General features: G+C 54.4%; 17 protein-coding genes. 10 read left to right on the top strand and 7 right to left on the bottom strand.

Annotated elements, in window-relative coordinates; translation table 11 throughout:
* Window positions 1–8 precede the first annotated feature (8 nt).
* From rsxG to gstA, 5 genes are all read left to right on the top strand, one after another.
* Window positions 9–629, top strand: a complete 621-nt coding sequence (rsxG, locus tag SK54_RS14055; RefSeq protein WP_023296391.1) for an electron transport complex subunit RsxG — start codon at window positions 9–11, stop codon at window positions 627–629.
* A gap of 2 nt (window positions 630–631) precedes the next feature.
* Window positions 632–1318 carry an electron transport complex subunit E gene (locus tag SK54_RS14060; RefSeq protein ID WP_003857592.1) on the top strand — a complete coding sequence of 229 codons (687 nt, stop codon included), beginning with the start codon at window positions 632–634 and terminating at the stop codon, window positions 1316–1318.
* Complete coding sequence (gene nth, locus SK54_RS14065; protein ID WP_015570668.1) at window positions 1315–1950, top strand: endonuclease III; 636 nt, start codon at window positions 1315–1317, stop codon at window positions 1948–1950. Before SK54_RS14060 ends, nth begins: the two co-directional genes overlap by 4 nt.
* Before the next feature lie 613 nt (window positions 1951–2563).
* Window positions 2564–4072, top strand: a complete 1509-nt coding sequence (dtpA, locus tag SK54_RS14070; protein ID WP_017693548.1) for a dipeptide/tripeptide permease DtpA — start codon at window positions 2564–2566, stop codon at window positions 4070–4072.
* 105 nt (window positions 4073–4177) lie between these two features.
* Window positions 4178–4783: a glutathione transferase GstA gene (gene gstA, locus SK54_RS14075; protein ID WP_003857598.1), complete on the top strand. Its 606-nt coding sequence runs from the start codon at window positions 4178–4180 to the stop codon at window positions 4781–4783.
* A gap of 90 nt (window positions 4784–4873) precedes the next feature.
* On the opposite strand, the gene pdxY is transcribed toward gstA, so the two are convergent.
* From pdxY to anmK, 5 genes are all read right to left on the bottom strand, one after another.
* Window positions 4874–5734, bottom strand: a complete 861-nt coding sequence (gene pdxY / locus SK54_RS14080; protein WP_048247470.1) for a pyridoxal kinase PdxY — start codon at window positions 5732–5734, stop codon at window positions 4874–4876.
* Between the two features lie 66 nt (window positions 5735–5800).
* Window positions 5801–7075 (bottom strand): tyrosine--tRNA ligase, encoded by a 1275-nt coding sequence (tyrS, locus tag SK54_RS14085; RefSeq protein ID WP_017384594.1) that lies wholly within the window; start codon window positions 7073–7075, stop codon window positions 5801–5803.
* 125 nt (window positions 7076–7200) lie between these two features.
* Complete coding sequence (gene pdxH, locus SK54_RS14090; protein WP_003857601.1) at window positions 7201–7857, bottom strand: pyridoxamine 5'-phosphate oxidase; 657 nt, start codon at window positions 7855–7857, stop codon at window positions 7201–7203.
* Window positions 7858–7914: 57 nt separating this feature from the next.
* The gene (mliC, locus tag SK54_RS14095; protein WP_015570672.1) at window positions 7915–8238 is read right to left on the bottom strand and encodes a C-type lysozyme inhibitor; all 324 of its coding nucleotides are present in this window, start codon (window positions 8236–8238) and stop codon (window positions 7915–7917) included.
* A gap of 93 nt (window positions 8239–8331) precedes the next feature.
* Entirely contained in the window at window positions 8332–9456 is a 1125-nt protein-coding gene (gene anmK, locus SK54_RS14100; RefSeq protein WP_048247472.1) for an anhydro-N-acetylmuramic acid kinase, read from the bottom strand.
* A 255-nt stretch (window positions 9457–9711) separates the two neighbouring features.
* On the opposite strand from anmK, the gene slyB reads away from it, so the two are divergent.
* Window positions 9712–10179, top strand: coding sequence for an outer membrane lipoprotein SlyB (gene slyB, locus SK54_RS14105; RefSeq protein ID WP_003857604.1), 468 nt, complete (start codon window positions 9712–9714; stop codon window positions 10177–10179).
* 192 nt (window positions 10180–10371) lie between these two features.
* Window positions 10372–11736 (top strand): sensor domain-containing diguanylate cyclase, encoded by a 1365-nt coding sequence (locus tag SK54_RS14110; protein ID WP_017384595.1) that lies wholly within the window; start codon window positions 10372–10374, stop codon window positions 11734–11736.
* Window positions 11737–11771: 35 nt separating this feature from the next.
* Here SK54_RS14110 and slyA read toward each other — a convergent pair whose 3' ends face one another.
* On the bottom strand, window positions 11772–12212 hold the full coding sequence (slyA, locus tag SK54_RS14115) for a transcriptional regulator SlyA (protein WP_006808997.1): 441 nt from the start codon (window positions 12210–12212) through the stop codon (window positions 11772–11774).
* 187 nt (window positions 12213–12399) lie between these two features.
* Here slyA and SK54_RS14120 point away from each other — a divergent pair, with 187 nt between their 5' ends.
* From SK54_RS14120 to SK54_RS14130, 3 genes are read left to right on the top strand one after another with little or no spacing between them, the layout of a single operon-like run.
* A complete protein-coding gene (locus SK54_RS14120) occupies window positions 12400–12636 on the top strand; it encodes a DUF1656 domain-containing protein (RefSeq protein WP_003857607.1) in 237 nt (78 codons plus the stop codon).
* Window positions 12637–12638: 2 nt separating this feature from the next.
* Window positions 12639–13499 carry an efflux RND transporter periplasmic adaptor subunit gene (locus tag SK54_RS14125; protein WP_026080710.1) on the top strand — a complete coding sequence of 287 codons (861 nt, stop codon included), beginning with the start codon at window positions 12639–12641 and terminating at the stop codon, window positions 13497–13499.
* Window positions 13499–15532, top strand: a complete 2034-nt coding sequence (locus SK54_RS14130) for an FUSC family protein (protein ID WP_026080711.1) — start codon at window positions 13499–13501, stop codon at window positions 15530–15532. The genes SK54_RS14125 and SK54_RS14130 overlap by 1 nt, the downstream gene beginning before the upstream one ends.
* Here SK54_RS14130 and sodC read toward each other — a convergent pair.
* A complete protein-coding gene (gene sodC, locus SK54_RS14135; protein ID WP_015570677.1) occupies window positions 15511–16029 on the bottom strand; it encodes a superoxide dismutase [Cu-Zn] SodC in 519 nt (172 codons plus the stop codon). The genes SK54_RS14130 and sodC overlap by 22 nt on opposite strands.
* Between the last annotated feature and the right edge of the window lie 77 nt (window positions 16030–16106).

Here is a 16106-nt window from a genome sequence, read left to right on the forward strand (position 1 = left end):
GTCACGCCATGCTAAAAACAATGCAAAAACACGGCGTTACGCTGGCGATCTTCGCTGCCGCCCTCACCGGGCTGACCGCGCTGGTAAATGAACTGACGAAAACAACCATTGCAGAGCAGGCAATGAAGCAGCAAAAGGCGCTGTTCGATCAGGTGATCCCATCCGACTTCTACGATAATGACCTGCAAAAAAGCTGCTTTGTCGTGCAGGCTCCGCAGCTCGGTAAAGGACCCCATCGCATTTATATTGCCCGCAAGGGCGATAATCCCGTGGGTGCCGTCATGGAAGCCACCGCGCCGGACGGTTACTCCGGTGCGATTCAGCTGCTGGTTGGCAGCGATTTTTCCGGCACCGTGCTGGGCACGCGCGTGACGGAACATCACGAAACGCCGGGCCTTGGCGACAAAATTGAAACACGCTTAAGTGACTGGATCTTACACTTCTCCGGAAAGATGATTCATGGCGAAGACGATCCTGCTTTCGCGGTGAAAAAAGATGGCGGCGAGTTTGACCAGTTCACGGGTGCCACGATTACCCCGCGCGCGGTGGTCAACGCCGTCAAGCGCGCCGGGCTGTATGCCGAAACGCTGCCCGCGCAGATCAATCATCTTTCCACCTGTGAGGAGTGACCATGAGCCAGGTTAAAGAGGTTATCGTCCAGGGTCTCTGGAAGAACAACTCCGCGCTGGTACAGCTGCTGGGGCTGTGTCCGCTGCTGGCGGTGACGTCTACCGCCACCAACGCGCTCGGGCTGGGGCTGGCGACCACGCTGGTGCTGACCCTGACTAACTTTTCCATTTCAGTTTTGCGCCGCTGGACGCCGTCGGAAATCCGTATTCCGATCTATGTCATGATCATTGCGTCGGTGGTCAGCGTGGTGCAAATGCTGATTAACGCCTACGCATTTGGCCTGTACCAGTCGCTCGGGATTTTCATTCCGCTTATCGTGACTAACTGTATTGTCGTAGGCCGCGCTGAAGCCTTTGCGGTGAAAAACAATCCGGCCATATCCGCGCTGGATGGTTTTTCCATCGGCATGGGCGCGACTGCCGCCATGTTCGTCCTCGGCTCTCTGCGTGAAATTTTGGGCAACGGTACGCTCTTCGACGGTGCGGACGCGCTGCTTGGCGGCTGGGCGAAGTCGCTGCGTATTGAGGTGTTCCATACGGACACTCCGTTCCTGCTGGCCATGCTGCCGCCTGGCGCCTTCATTGGCCTTGGGATGATGCTGGCGTTAAAATACCTGATTGATGAAAAACGTAAACGCCGCGCCGCTGAGCGCAGCGTACAGGAAGGGATCCCCGAGAAAGCAGTATGAATAAAGAGAAACGCATTGCGATCCTGACGCGCCTGCGCGATGAGAATCCTCATCCAACGACAGAGCTGAATTTTAACTCGCCGTTTGAACTGTTGATCGCGGTGCTGCTCTCTGCACAGGCGACGGACGTGAGCGTCAACAAAGCCACGGCCCTGCTCTACCCTGTCGCCAATACGCCGCAGGCCATGCTGGAGCTGGGCGTTGAAGGTGTGAAATCCTATATCAAGACCATTGGCCTGTTTAACAGCAAGGCCGAAAACGTCATTAAGACCTGCCGGATCCTGCTGGAGCAGCACGGCGGCGAAGTCCCGGAAGACCGCGCTGCGCTGGAAGCGTTGCCGGGCGTCGGGCGTAAAACGGCAAATGTGGTGCTGAACACGGCGTTTGGCTGGCCGACCATCGCCGTGGATACCCATATCTTTCGCGTCTCTAACCGCACCCGGTTCGCGCCGGGTAAAAACGTGGAAGAGGTGGAAGAGAAGCTGTTAAAAGTGGTCCCTGCGGAATTTAAGGTGGACTGCCACCACTGGCTGATCCTGCACGGACGGTATACCTGTATTGCCCGTAAGCCACGCTGCGGTTCCTGCATTATCGAAGATCTCTGCGAATACAAAGAAAAAGTCTATCCCTGAGCGTAAACCACCTTACTTCTTACCTGTTCAAGCCCTTAAAATTAACAAGGGCTCTGATATCTTCCCGATTGACCATAAATTGCCCTCTCTTTCTCCTTTACGCATTGTCGATTCTTCGGTCATTTAACACTCAAACAGGTTAATAGTTTTTTCATCACCAAAAATTTCTATACATCTGTGATCGCGATCACTCTGATAACCTGATGTTGGATTTTTGTTGTTAAAACCCGCCCACCCCCTTTGTCAGACAAGATTTCATCGATTCCACACCGCACATAAGACCAGTCATTTTTCAGAATATGGGCTATATCACTGCCAATCACCCAAAATAGCAGAACATATCGCCATACAGCCGTTGAACAGGGTCGTTTACAGTGAAAAAAACCATCAATTTTGAACGGATGAGATTTAACGCTGTATAACATTTGCATGAACCGATGATTATACCGCCAGAGTTATATGTAACAGATTATTACAAACGTATTGCCAGATGGGGCTGGATAGTGAACATTACCCGCCGTTTCCCCTCCCAATATAACTATAAAGCGGATGGACTACGGTCATCACGCTATGAACACCCCCGTTAATATGGGATGTAAAAAAAGAGGTATATGTGTCTACTGCAAACAATAAACCAACAGATGAGAGCGTAAGTCTTAACGCTTTCAAACAGCCTAAAGCGTTCTATCTCATTTTCTCGATCGAATTATGGGAACGTTTTGGCTACTACGGCCTGCAAGGGATCATGGCGGTTTACCTGGTTAAACAGCTGGGTATGTCTGAAGCTGATTCCATCACGCTGTTCTCTTCCTTCAGCGCCCTGGTGTATGGCCTGGTCGCTATCGGCGGCTGGTTAGGCGATAAAGTTCTCGGTACTAAACGAGTCATTATGCTGGGCGCCGTTGTTCTGGCGATTGGCTATGGGCTGGTTGCCTGGTCCGGGCACGATGCAGGTGTGGTTTACATGGGCATGGCTACCATCGCGGTAGGTAACGGCCTCTTCAAGGCGAACCCGTCTTCCCTGCTCTCTACCTGCTACAGCAAAGATGACCCACGTCTGGACGGTGCATTTACCATGTACTACATGTCCATCAACATCGGTTCCTTCTTCTCTATGCTGGCAACCCCATGGCTGGCCGCAAAATTCGGCTGGAGCGTAGCGTTTGCGCTGAGCTTCGTGGGTATGCTGATCACCGTTGTGAACTTCCTGTTCTGCCGTAGCTGGGTTAAAGACTATGGTTCAAAACCAGACTTCGAACCCGTGCACATGGGCAAACTGCTGGCAACCATCGTCGGCATCGTGATCCTTGCCGCTGTCGCCACCTGGCTGCTGCACAACCAGGGCGTTGCACGTGCCGTACTGGGCGTGGTTGCGCTGGGTATCGTGTTTATCTTCGCGAAAGAAGCCTTTGCGATGCAGGGTGCGGCACGTCGTAAGATGATTGTGGCGTTCATCCTGATGCTGGAAGCGATCATCTTCTTCGTTCTGTACAGCCAGATGCCAACGTCTCTGAACTTCTTCGCTATCCGCAACGTTGAGCACTCCATCCTTGGTATCGCGTTCGAGCCGGAGCAATATCAGGCCCTGAACCCGTTCTGGATCATGATTGGTAGCCCGATTCTGGCCGCTATCTATAACAAGATGGGCGACCGTCTGCCTATGCCGCACAAGTTCGCTATCGGTATGGTGCTGTGCTCTGGCGCGTTCCTGGTGCTGCCGCTGGGGACGAAATTCGCCACCGACGCGGGTATCGTGTCTGTTAACTGGCTGATCCTGAGCTATGCGCTGCAATCCATCGGTGAACTGATGATCTCCGGTCTGGGCCTGGCGATGGTTGCGCAGCTGGTCCCTCAGCGTCTGATGGGCTTCATCATGGGTAGCTGGTTCCTGACCACCGCTGGCGCGGCTATCATCGCAGGTAAGATTGCGAACCTGATGGCGGTACCAGACAACGTTACCGACCCGCTGGTTTCCCTGAATGTCTACGGCACCGTGTTCATGCAAATTGGTATCGCGACCGCCGTGATTGCCGTGCTGATGCTGCTGACCGCACCTAAACTGAATCGTATGACGCAGGACGACGACAAATCCGCTAAAGCGATCAAAACCGCGAACGCGTGATGTCATCGGGAAACGACTGAACAGAAGCCGCTAATTGATTAGCGGCTTTTTTTTTATCTGAACGCGCACTAACATAGCTGGAACCTCAGCAAAAAGGAGTTACCGATGAAACTGTTCTATAAACCGGGCGCCTGCTCTCTTGCTTCGCATATCACCCTTCGCGAGAGCGGTAAGGATTTCACGCTGGACGGCGTTGACCTGATGAAAAAGCGCCTGGAAAACGGGGATGACTTTTTTGCGATTAACCCAAAAGGGCAGGTTCCGGCCCTGCTGCTGGATGATGGCACCCTGCTGACCGAAGGGGTGGCGATTATGCAATTCCTGGCGGACAACGTACCGGATCGCCAGCTCCTTGCCCCCACCGGCAGCATTGCACGTTATAAGACGCTGGAGTGGCTGAACTATATTGCCACCGAACTGCACAAAGGCTTTACGCCCCTGTTCCGCCCGGACACGCCGGAAGAGTACAAACCTACCGTGCGCGCGCTGCTGGAGAAAAAGTTGCAGTACGTTAACGACGCGCTGAAAGACGACCAGTGGATCTGTGGCTCGCGTTTCACCATCGCCGATGCCTATCTGTTTACCGTTCTGCGCTGGGCGCGCGCGGTTAAGCTGAACATGGAAGGATTAGACCATGTCGCATCGTATATGACGCGCGTGGCGGAGCGTCCTGCGGTGGCAGCGGCGCTGAAAGCGGAAGGGTTGAATTAACCGAGCGGCCTGGATTGCCGGGTGGCGCTGACGCTTACCCGGCCTACAAATTCCGTAGGCCCGTGCAAGCGCAGCGGCGCCGGGCGTTTTCTAAAGCTGCGCTGCGCTAAAATAGTGCTCCGGCTTCGCGATGCGATCCTGCGCCGCGACGACCTGGAGCTCATATTCCTGCATCGTCTTCGTCGCAATCATGATTTCATAAACGGCTGCGGTGACGTGCTCCAGCGCATCGCGCAGGCTCGCGCCCTGCAATAGCTTCACCAGCAGCAAACCGCTGGTCACATCCCCGACCCCGACAGGCTGACGTGCACCGAAATCCACCAGCGGTCGACTGATATGCCAGGCTTCATCCTTCGTCACCAGCAGCATTTCAAAACGGTCCTGGCTCAACCCTGCGCGTGCCAGGTGCTTAACCAGCACAATCTCTGGCCCCTGGGCGATCAGCTCGCGAGAGGCGCTTACAGCCTCTTCTACGCTGTTGACCGGATGCTCGCACAGGATCTCAAGTTCAATCAGGTTGGGGGCAATAATATCGCTGGCGGGCAATGCATGGCGGACATGAAACTCCGCAACGCCCGGCGCTACAATGCAGCCTTTTTCCGGATGTCCCATCACCGGATCGCAGAAATATTTCGCCGCGGGGTTTGCCGCTTTCACCTGGCGCACAATGCCGAGGATATGTTCCCCCTGCTCCGCCGAACCCAGATAGCCGCTCAGTACGGCATCGCAGCGTTTAAGCTGGTCGATATCCGCAATCCCCTGAACGATTTCCGTCAGATGCGACGGCGGCATTACGCAGCCGGTCCATTTACCGTACTGGGTGTGATTCGAGAACTGGACGGTATTGAGGGGCCAGACGTTAACGCCGAGGCGGCGCATCGGGAATTCCGCAGCGCTGTTGCCAGCATGTCCAAACACAACGTGGGACTGAATGGCGAGGATGTTCTTCATGTTGTACTTACCAAACCCTGTCAAAACAAAAGGGGCGTGGTTTCCCACGCCCCTGCATACTTTTAATTACTTCCAGCAGACCAGGCAGTAATTTTTCTTACCGCGACGCAGCAGCGTGTAGCGACCATAGAGACGGTCGTTCTCGGTAAAGGTGTATTCCGGATCGGCCTGTTTTTCGCCATTAATGGTGATCGCGTTAGAGGCGATGGTTTTACGCGCCTGACCGCGAGACGGCTGGAGCTCGGAGTCCACCAGCGCCTGCATCAGATCGGCGCCTTTTTCCATCTCAACCATCGGCACGCCATCCTGCGCCAGCTGTTCGAAATCCGCTTCGCTTAAATCGCTCAGGGTTCCGTTGAACAGGCTCGCCGTAATGCGCTTCGCCGCCGCCAGACCTTCTTCGCCGTGAACCAGTTTAGTCACTTCGTCCGCCAGCACGTACTGGGCGCGTGGTGCTTTACCGCTGTTCTTGTCTTCTTCTTCCAGCGCATTGATTTCTTCGATATCCATAAAGGTGAAGAACTTCAGGAAGCGATAAACGTCGGCATCCGCCGTGTTGATCCAGAACTGGTAGAACTTGTACGGGCTGGTTTTCTTCGGATCCAGCCATACCGCGCCGCCTTCGGTCTTACCGAACTTGGTACCGTCGGCTTTGGTGATCAACGGCACGGTCAGACCAAACACCTGATTCTGGTGGAGGCGACGGGTCAGATCGATACCGGAGGTGATGTTACCCCACTGGTCGGAACCGCCAATTTGCAGAGAGACGCCGTGCAGTTTGTTCAGGCAGGCGAAGTCATACCCCTGCAACAGGTTGTAGGAGAACTCCGTGAAAGAGATACCCTGATCGTCACGGTTAAGACGCTGCTTTACTGCTTCTTTGTTAATCATCTGGTTAACAGAGAAGTGTTTGCCGATGTCACGCAGGAACGTCAGCACGTTCATGCCACCAAACCAGTCGTAGTTGTTCGCCGCAATCGCAGAGTTGTCACCGCAGTCGAAATCCAGGAACGGTGCAACCTGTTTACGGATCTTATCCACCCACTCCTGCACGGTGTCTTCGGTATTCAGCTTACGCTCAGCGGCTTTGAAACTTGGGTCGCCAATCAGACCGGTCGCGCCGCCAACCAGTGCGACAGGCTTATGGCCGGCCATCTGGAAGCGTTTCAGGCATAACAATGGAACAAGATGCCCCAAATGCAAGCTGTCAGCGGTGGGATCGAAGCCGCAATAGAGCGCGATCGGGCCTTGCGCCAGTCGCTCTGCTAACGCTTCCTCGTCCGTCACCTGGGCCACGAGGCCCCGCTCTTGCAATTGTTTAATCAAGTTACTGCTTGCCATCAAATTCTCCATGTATAAACGACTGCACCTTTGCCGGTACACGACTTTTCGCCTGATGCGAAAGGACCATAGAATAAAGCGCCAGCGCGGTGTGCGCTAGCGCTTAAATCAACAAATTTTGGGGATTACGGGGCCAGTCTGTCGATTTTCCAGCCACCGTTGTCGCGCTGGTATAAAAAGCGGTCGTGCAGGCGGTGTTCACCGCCCTGCCAGAATTCCATCTGCTCAATGGGGATGCGGAACCCGCCCCAGAAACTCGGCAGCGGTACTTCACCCTGCTGAAACTTCTGTTTGAGTTCGAGGAATTTACTTTCCAGCACACCGCGGGCTGAGATTCGGCTGGACTGTTTAGACACCCAGGCGCCGATCTGACTGTCGCGCGGGCGGCTGTGGAAATATTTTACCACTTCGAGCGTAGAGAGGCGCTCCGCCTTGCCGGTGACCATCACCTGGCGCTCCAGCATATGCCACGGGAAGAGCAGGCTAATACGCGGATTATTTTCAAGGTGATGCGCTTTACGACTGCCAAGGTTGGTGTAGAACACCAGCCCTTTCTCGTCATAATGCTTGAGAAGAACGATGCGTTGATACGGCTGACCATTTTCATCAACCGTGGCAACGACCATTGCCGTCGGGTCAGCCAGTTTCGCTTCGCAGGCCTGCTTCAGCCAGCGTTCAAAAAGCACCAGCGGTTCGGCGGGAAGATCCTGGCGGCGCAGACCGCCTTTGGTGTATTCACGGCGCAGATGCGCAATTTGCTGTAGTTCGTCGTTATCTGACATGGCGTTAGCTGAAAGTGAGATTGGGTGGCGCTATTGTGCGCGCCCCCTTCAAAAATCTCAACGCTTCGGATTTTCAAGCTGACAATTGTTCAGCACAATGCGGTCACGCTTGTAGACGGTGGCGCTGTCGCCTTTCGACCAGAAGACGTAGATCCCGTCTGAGTAGCGCGCACCGGAGGCCGACATTCCCTGCTTCAGCGTTAACAACTTATTGTCATAAACAAAGCTGGCTTCCTGATGCGGGTTGTTCAGCTTCACCGTCAGCGGTTTTTCATCACAACGATATTCCAGCGTATCGGTTTGCATACGCTCAACGAACTGGTTATAGACGCTGCATCCGGTCATAAGAAAAGGTACAGCAATGAGAAGAAGTTTTTTCATGGGCAGATTCCGAAGACTATCCTGGTCCTGGAGGGCCTAACCGCCCTCCTGTTTTTCCCTATTTTACGGGTTACGCCTCCCGCTGAATTTCAGTTAACTCTGATTATGGCGCGGGTTTGCGGGGAAAATGGCCCCAAGGACGCTCGCCTCCCGCGCACCGGTTACGGAGGGTAAATTCCCCGGCAGACCGGCAACCGTACGCCAGGCAAGCCAGGCGAAGGCCAGCGCTTCCATATCGTCTCCGCTGATCCCGGCTTCATCAGTGGTCGTGACTTCGGTGCCTGGCAGCAAGGCGGCGAGGCGTGCCATCACCAGCGGGTTGCGGCTTCCGCCTCCGCATACCAGCAAGCGCTCACATCCGCCGCTCAGCAACACCTGTTCAGAAATCGACACCGCGGTGAGCTCCGTCAGCGTAGCCTGCACATCCTGAGGCGCAAGACCGGGGAAGCGCGCCAGCTGACGTTCAAGCCAGCCGTAGTTGAAATATTCCCGCCCCGTGCTTTTCGGCGCGGGCAGAGCAAAGAAAGGATCGCTTAACAGGGTTTGCAGCAAGGGAAGGATCACTTTCCCCTGGCTGGCCCACTGCGCGTCTTTGTCGTAGGCTTTACCGCTCTGACGCCAGATCCAGGCATCCATCAGCATATTACCGGGTCCGGTATCGTACCCCCGCACGGGCTGCCCGGGAATAAGCATCGACAGGTTGGCGATCCCGCCGATGTTCAGGACCATCCTGCGCTCTACCGGGTGCGCCAGCAGCGCCTGATGAAATGCCGGAACCAGCGGCGCCCCCTGCCCGCCGAGGGCCATATCGCGACGACGGAAATCACCCACCACCGTCACACCGGTTTTTGCCACAATCTGGTTGTTATCGCCAACTTGCATCGTGTGCGGCGCCTCGCCGACAGGTTCATGCCAGACGGTCTGCCCATGGCAACCTATTGCCACGATATCCTGCGGGTGGAGTCTTTCCTGCTGCATCAGGGCCAGTACCGCCTCAGCAAACAGCGCCCCCAGACGCACATCCAGTTGGCCCAGTTGGGAAAGCGTCAGCTGTTGTCCCTGGCAGATGTTCAGGATCTCTTCTTTTAACGAGACAGGAATAGGCCAGGTCAGGCTTGCCTGCTGCGCCACCATATTTTCATCAATGGCGGCCAGAACGACATCCACACCGTCAAGACTGGTACCAGACATCACACCGATATAGCGACCCGATTTCATGCGCTTTCCTTACGTTACATGGGCTAAGTGCAAACACTCCATCATAAATAACGCGGCTTTGCTATGCGGTGATAATATTTTTTAACAATCTCAGACCTGTAGCACAGACGGTTTTTGTTTATGTCCCGTTAAGCCCTGCTGAAGTAAAATTTATCTATTCGGCATGCAAAGATATGAACTGTGGTCAGGAATGCCATATAATTTAGCCATAACGGATGCCCCAACCGGGCGTTTTTTGGTGAACAGGAGAGTCAAATGATTTTACGTGTACTGGGCGTTTCGCTGATTGGTTTAACACTGGCGGGTTGTGTGAATGACAGTTCACTCTCCGGCGACGTATATAGTGCTTCTGAAGCTAAACAGGTACAGAACGTGACATACGGTACTATCGTTAATGCCCGTCCTGTTCAGATTCAGGGTGGCGATGACACGAACGTGGTGGGCGCAATCGGTGGTGCTGTGCTGGGTGGTTTCCTGGGTAATACCATTGGCGGCGGCACCGGACGTTCTCTGGCTACCGCAGCGGGCGCAGTTGCAGGCGGCGTAGCGGGTCAGGGCGTTCAGGGTGCGATGAACAAAACTCAGGGCGTTGAGCTGGAAATCCGTAAAGACGATGGCAGCACCATTATGGTTGTGCAGAAACAGGGTAACACCCGCTTCTCTGCTGGCCAGCGTGTTGTACTGGCAAGCAACGGCAGCCAGGTTACCGTCTCCCCGCGCTAATATCCTGATGGATGTGGTCTGTTCAGACCGCATCCATTTAACAAAACCATCATTTCCAACAATATATTTGCACAATACATTCACACGGTGAATTATTCATTTCATCTGTTCTTGTCCGTGCGCAAAGTATTTTTTATTTCCCTCGCTTAGACTCTTCGCAATCTCTTTTCTTTTTTAATTTTTAAATTCTCTATGCTTGCGATCTGTCGATTTGTAAAGAACCGCTTTGTGGCCTTCGCGCTTGGATGCATTGTTATCATTGCCGTATTACAAGCTTTTTTTATAAAACTTGTTGAATGGGTTCCTTCGTTTTCACCTTTGTTTTTCCCTACGCTGACGATATTTCTTCTGGTGTTTCATCTGTTTATTGCCTGTTTTATGGCAATGAAATACTGGTGCGACAGAAGGCGATTATATCTTGTTCCCATTGCCCTGGCCTTTGCCGGCTCAGCGTTATTGATGGTGGGGACTCTGTCCAGCTTCCCGGCCTGGCTTGATCTCTATCAGTTCAACGTGGCGAACTATAATGACGCCATGATTTTCTATATGTTCCGCCACTTTTTAATGGCGGTGCTGATAATCATCTCGGCATTGCTGTATACCCTGCGTACGTCCGCTCTCTCACGAAGCACCCACATCGGTATCGTTGTCGGCGCCTCGCTCTTTACGGGCAGTATGCTTGGGCTGGCATTGTTCTATTCCAGCCATTCAACCCTGCTCACACTGGACCTGGTAGACAATGAAACCCGACAGTTTATGGTTCTCTGGAGCCAGGCGATTAATATCATTTTGATCGTCCTGTGGGTAGTAACGTTAATCACCCTGATGGCCATTACCCGCGTGAGGAATTTGTTTTGGGTCGGCGGCAATTTTTTATGCGTCTGTTATATCGTCACCCTGCTCATGCTATTGTTAGGCGGACACGCTGAAGATATTTCATGGTACCGGGCACGGTTATTCGAAACTGTCGCTACATTAATCATTATCTTCATCTTACTTTCCGATGTATTTAATTTGTATCGTGACTCGCATGTAAAATATCAGCAGTCTTATCAAAACTCGATCCGCGATCCCCTCACCCGTCTGTATAATCGTAGCTATTTCTATGATTCATTAAACCACGCGCTGAGTACAGCAACCCTGGCGCACCCGGTATCGGTGATCGTGAGCGATCTTGACCGTTTCAAACGCATTAACGACTGCTACGGCCATTTGCAGGGGGATAAGGTTTTACAGTTTGTCTCAAACCTGTTGACCGATTCAGTGCGACCGCAGGATATCGCAGCGCGGATCGGCGGCGAAGAATTTGTGCTCATGCTGACAAATACCCCTTCCGATCTTGCGCAACAGGTTGCCGAACGCATACGTCTCAAATTGAGCGGTTTCGACAACGTCAGCAGCGGCGGTTATCTCCCGGAACCGATTACTATCAGTATGGGGGTATTCACCGCCACCTCGCCGGAGACCAGCGCTGAAACCTGTGTGGAAAGCGCGGATAAAGCCATGTACGAGGCAAAAGAGACGGGCCGCAACCGGGTGGTGGTGTTCAGAACATGACAGAGGCCTTGCACGAGCAAGGCCTGTAAACAACGTCAGTCGCGCGACTGTAAATCGTGGATGTTTTGCTCAAGACGGGCGATGAGTCCGATCAGCATTTCCAGCTCAGCGGGGGAAATACCGGCCAGGATCTCCCCTCGCGTTTTACTGATGACGGTTTCCATCTCAGTGATAATCGGGGCCGCTTTTTCCGTCAATTTGATCCGCTTGGCGCGACGGTCGCTGGCGCAGGTTTGTCGGGAGATGAGTCCCTTCTCTTCCAGCTGGTCAAGGGTACGCACCAGAGACGGCTGCTCAATTCCAATCGCTTTTGCCAGTTGGATCTGTGACTGATCGGGCGGGAGCTGATGAATGTTATGCAGCGTAACCCAGTGCGTCTGCGTAAGTTCCAGAGGTTTCAGGCGATGGTCAATCAGAGCACGCCAGATGCGTACCAACCTTGCCAGATCAGAACCTAATGGCGATTCCAATTTCATCTCCTTATAATTAGCTTGCTAAGTGATTATAGTGATTTTAGAATAGTTTGCAGTATTTGTATTGCCAAAACAAATGCAATCACGGTATTCATCATTCCTTAAAGGATGATTTACACTGAATGGTAATTCGCCATCGCATTGAAATCTGCCAATGTGGCCCTCATTCCACCGCAAAGGATCGCTGCTTGTGACGTTGTTTTCCTTCTCCGCAGGGTTGCCCCTCCAGGATTTGATTGTTGGCGCATCGGTCTACTTTCCGCCACTGTTTAAAGCCGTGATGGTCGGTTTTGTAATCTGGCTCATTGCGCATCGTCTTCTGCGCGACTGGATGTATTCCGGTGAAATCTGGCACCCGATGTTAATGGATCTCTCCCTGTTTACCCTCTCCGTCTGTCTTGGCCTTGCCGTGTTAACCGTGTGGTGAGAATAGCATTGAAAACGTTAAAATATTTTTCCACTCTTTTCGTTTTAGCGCTGGCGGTGATGGCCGGCTGGTGGCTCTGGAATTATTACATGCAGTCGCCCTGGACGCGTGACGGCAAGATCCGCGCGGAACAGGTCAGCATCACGCCACAGGTGTCCGGCAGTATCAGCGCGCTTCTGGTGAAGGACAACCAGTACGTTCATGCGGGCGATGTGCTATTCCGTATCGATGAGACCCCTTTCCACATTGCGGTGCTTAATGCCCAGGCGCAGCTCGCAAAAGCTCAATCAGATCTGGCAAAAGCCAATAACGAAGCCGAACGCCGCCGCCATCTGTCGAGAAATTACATCTCTGCGGAAGATCTCGATACCGCCAATATCAATGTAAAAGCCATGCAGGCCAGCCTGAAGGTTGCAGAGGCAACGCTGAAACAGGCCGAGTGGCAACTGACCCAGACCGTGGTCAAAGCCCCGGTGGATGGATGGATCACGAGCCTGTCTACCCGTGTGGGTGATTACGCCACCACAGGCCAGCCGGTCTTCGCCCTGGTCGATAGCCACTCTTTCTATGTTGTAGGTTATTTTGAAGAGACCAAGCTGCGCCATATCCGCGAGGGTGCGCCTGCCCGGATCACGCTTTACAGCGGCGCAGAAACGTTACAGGGTCACGTTAGCAGCATAGGTCGGGCAATATACGATCAGAGCGTGGAAACCGATTCTGGCCTGGTGCCTGACATCAAACCCAACGTCCCGTGGGTGCGCCTGGCTCAGCGGGTGCCTGTTCGCGTCGAGTTTGATCAACTGCCGAAAGACATTACCCTGGTCTCTGGCACAACCTGCACCGTCGCCATCGGATCGCGATGATGAACCTGGGGGCTTTCTCCTGGCGCAATACGCCGTGGATAAAAGCGACACGGCCGCAGTGGCGTTACGCGCTGCGCAACGGCATCGCCATGTGCCTTGCGCTTACGGTTGCCTATTATCTGAATCTGGATGAGCCTTACTGGGCGATGACCTCTGCGGCGGTCGTCAGCTTCCCTACCGTCGGGGGCGTTATCAGTAAAAGCCTCGGGCGCGTGGCGGGTAGCCTGCTGGGGGCAACCGCCGCACTGCTTCTTGCCGGCCATACCCTGAACGATCCCTGGCTCTTTCTGTTAAGCATGTCGGCATGGCTGGGGCTGTGTACCTGGGCCTGCGCCCATTTTACCAATAACGTTGCCTATGCGTTTCAGCTGGCGGGTTACACCGCGGCCATTATCGCCTTTCCGGTCGTCAACGTGCTGGACACCACCGAGCTGTGGGATATCGCCCAGGCACGCGTGTGTGAAGTGATGGTCGGCATTCTGTGCGGGGGCGTCATGATGATGATCCTGCCCAGTACCTCAGATGGCACTACGCTTATCACCGCCCTTAAAACGATGCACGCACGTTTGCTGGAACATGCCAGCCTGCTCTGGCAGCCTGACAGCAGCGATGACATCCGCCTCGCGCACGAAAAGGTCATCGGCCAGATCCTGACCATGAACCTGTTGCGCATCCAGGCTTTCTGGAGCCACTACCGTTTTCGTCGCCAGAACACGCTTCTGAACTATTTACTGCACCAGCAATTGCGGATGACGAGCGCGATCTCAAGCCTTCGCCGGATGTTGCTGAACTGGCCTGCACCGCCAGCCCATACCCGGGAGATTATCGAGGCGCTGCTCGCCGCTCTTGCGCGTCCGGATGCCGATATCTATACCGTGGCCCGCATTATCGCGCCGCTCGCCCCAACGGATGAATATGACTACAGGCACCGTGCCTTCTGGCAGCGTCTGAACTATTTCTGCCGCCTGTATCTGCGCAGCAGCCGCTGGTTAAAAGCCGTCGAGAATGCCACGCCCGTCACCGAATTTTCCGTTCCCGGTAGTCCTGCTCTGGCGCGCCATACCGACGCAATGGAGGCGCTGTGGAGCGGTTTTCGTACGTTTTGCGCGTTAACGGCCGTGGGCGCATGGGCCATCACCACGCAATGGGATGCGGGCAGTGCGGCCCTGACGCTTGCGGCAATCAGCTGCGTGCTCTATTCCGTCGCCGCTTCCCCCTTTAATTCCCTGACGCTTCTGCTGCGTACGCTGGTACTGCTGTCGCTATTCAGCTTCGTGGTGAAATTTGGTTTGATGGTGCAGATAACCGACCTCTGGCAATTTCTGCTGTTTCTCTTCCCGCTATTAACCACCATGCAGTTGCTCAAACTGCAAATGCCTAAACTGGCCGGTCTGTGGGGTCAGTTGATTGTTTTTATGGGCTCATTTATCTCTGTAACGAATCCACCGGTTTACGATTACGCTGATTTTCTCAACGACAACCTGGCGAAGATCCTCGGCGTGGGGCTGGCGTGGCTGGCTTTCGCTGTGCTACGCCCGGGCTCGGACGCGCGTAAAAGCCGCAGGCATATTCGGGAGTTGCGCAGGGGTTTTGTCGATCAGCTGAGCCGCAGGCCGCATCTGCGCGAAAGCGAGTATGAATCGCTGGTTTACCATCATGTCAGCCAGCTGAACAACAGCCAGGATTCACTCTCCCGTCGCTGGCTGCTGCGCTGGGGCGTGGTGCTGTTAAACTGTTCGCACGTGGTGTGGCAACTGCGCGCCTGGGAGACGCGTTCCGATCCGCTGTCGCAGGTCCGTGATAACTGTATTTCCATGCTCCGAGATGTGATGAGCGAGCGCGGGGTGCAGCAGCGCCCCCTGAGCGTCACGCTCGCCGAGCTTCAGCGTATTTGCGACGCGCTGGCGCACCATCATCAGCCTGCGGCCCGCGATCTGGCGTCCATTATCTGGCGGCTGCACTGCTCCCTGTCACAGCTTGAACAGGCGCCGCCACCCGGAACGATTGGCGATCAGATCACCCCGCAGGCATAGCGCGCCCCGCCGCCGCCAAGCGGTTTAGGCTGATCGGACATGTTATCGCCGCCCACGTGGACCATCAGCGCCTTGCCTTTGACCTCGTCAAGCTTTTTGAGTCGTGGCGCCACAACCGGATCGGTGGCTTTACCATCGTTATTTACCACCAGCACCGGCAAATCGCCGAGGTGCCCCATCCCTTCCGGGCCTTCATGCTTACCGGAGTTGTGCGGGTCGAGATGCCCCCCTGCGGCTTCCGCAGCTGTTGGTTTCCCCTCTTTCATCGCGGGTTGACAGCTGCCTTTGGCATGAACGTGAAAACCATGTTCGCCGGGTGGAAGAGCCTTGAGATCGGGAGCAAATTCCAGCCCTTTATCGGTTTCGGTGATTTTCACCGTCCCGATGGACTGGCCTACCCCCTGAGAAGTGACGAGATTCATTTCAACGTCCTCGCTGGCTGCATGCGCACCTGCGCAAACAACCAGCGTGACCATTGCCAGAGCAAAACGCTTCATAAGACCTCCACGGGTTATTTTTTGCACCTTAAGTCTATACCAGCGGCGCAGATTTCACCGGAAAGTCAGGTTCAGGC

Origin of the sequence: Enterobacter sp. MGH120, from assembly GCF_001037725.1 — a bacterium.
Classification (GTDB): Bacteria; Pseudomonadota; Gammaproteobacteria; order Enterobacterales; family Enterobacteriaceae; genus Enterobacter; species Enterobacter hormaechei_C.

What these genes read in the sequence shown, in the direction of transcription:
- rsxG (WP_023296391.1), top strand. Translation starts at nt 9, where the DNA reads ATGCTAAAAACAATGCAAAAACACGGCGTTACGCTGGCGATCTTCGCT.
- SK54_RS14060 (WP_003857592.1), top strand. Translation starts at nt 632, where the DNA reads ATGAGCCAGGTTAAAGAGGTTATCGTCCAGGGTCTCTGGAAGAACAAC.
- nth (WP_015570668.1), top strand. Translation starts at nt 1,315, where the DNA reads ATGAATAAAGAGAAACGCATTGCGATCCTGACGCGCCTGCGCGATGAG.
- gstA (WP_003857598.1), top strand. Translation starts at nt 4,178, where the DNA reads ATGAAACTGTTCTATAAACCGGGCGCCTGCTCTCTTGCTTCGCATATC.
- pdxY (WP_048247470.1), bottom strand. Translation starts at nt 5,734, where the DNA reads ATGAAGAACATCCTCGCCATTCAGTCCCACGTTGTGTTTGGACATGCT.
- tyrS (WP_017384594.1), bottom strand. Translation starts at nt 7,075, where the DNA reads ATGGCAAGCAGTAACTTGATTAAACAATTGCAAGAGCGGGGCCTCGTG.
- pdxH (WP_003857601.1), bottom strand. Translation starts at nt 7,857, where the DNA reads ATGTCAGATAACGACGAACTACAGCAAATTGCGCATCTGCGCCGTGAA.
- mliC (WP_015570672.1), bottom strand. Translation starts at nt 8,238, where the DNA reads ATGAAAAAACTTCTTCTCATTGCTGTACCTTTTCTTATGACCGGATGC.
- anmK (WP_048247472.1), bottom strand. Translation starts at nt 9,456, where the DNA reads ATGAAATCGGGTCGCTATATCGGTGTGATGTCTGGTACCAGTCTTGAC.
- slyB (WP_003857604.1), top strand. Translation starts at nt 9,712, where the DNA reads ATGATTTTACGTGTACTGGGCGTTTCGCTGATTGGTTTAACACTGGCG.
- SK54_RS14110 (WP_017384595.1), top strand. Translation starts at nt 10,372, where the DNA reads ATGCTTGCGATCTGTCGATTTGTAAAGAACCGCTTTGTGGCCTTCGCG.
- slyA (WP_006808997.1), bottom strand. Translation starts at nt 12,212, where the DNA reads ATGAAATTGGAATCGCCATTAGGTTCTGATCTGGCAAGGTTGGTACGC.
- SK54_RS14130 (WP_026080711.1), top strand. Translation starts at nt 13,499, where the DNA reads ATGAACCTGGGGGCTTTCTCCTGGCGCAATACGCCGTGGATAAAAGCG.
- sodC (WP_015570677.1), bottom strand. Translation starts at nt 16,029, where the DNA reads ATGAAGCGTTTTGCTCTGGCAATGGTCACGCTGGTTGTTTGCGCAGGT.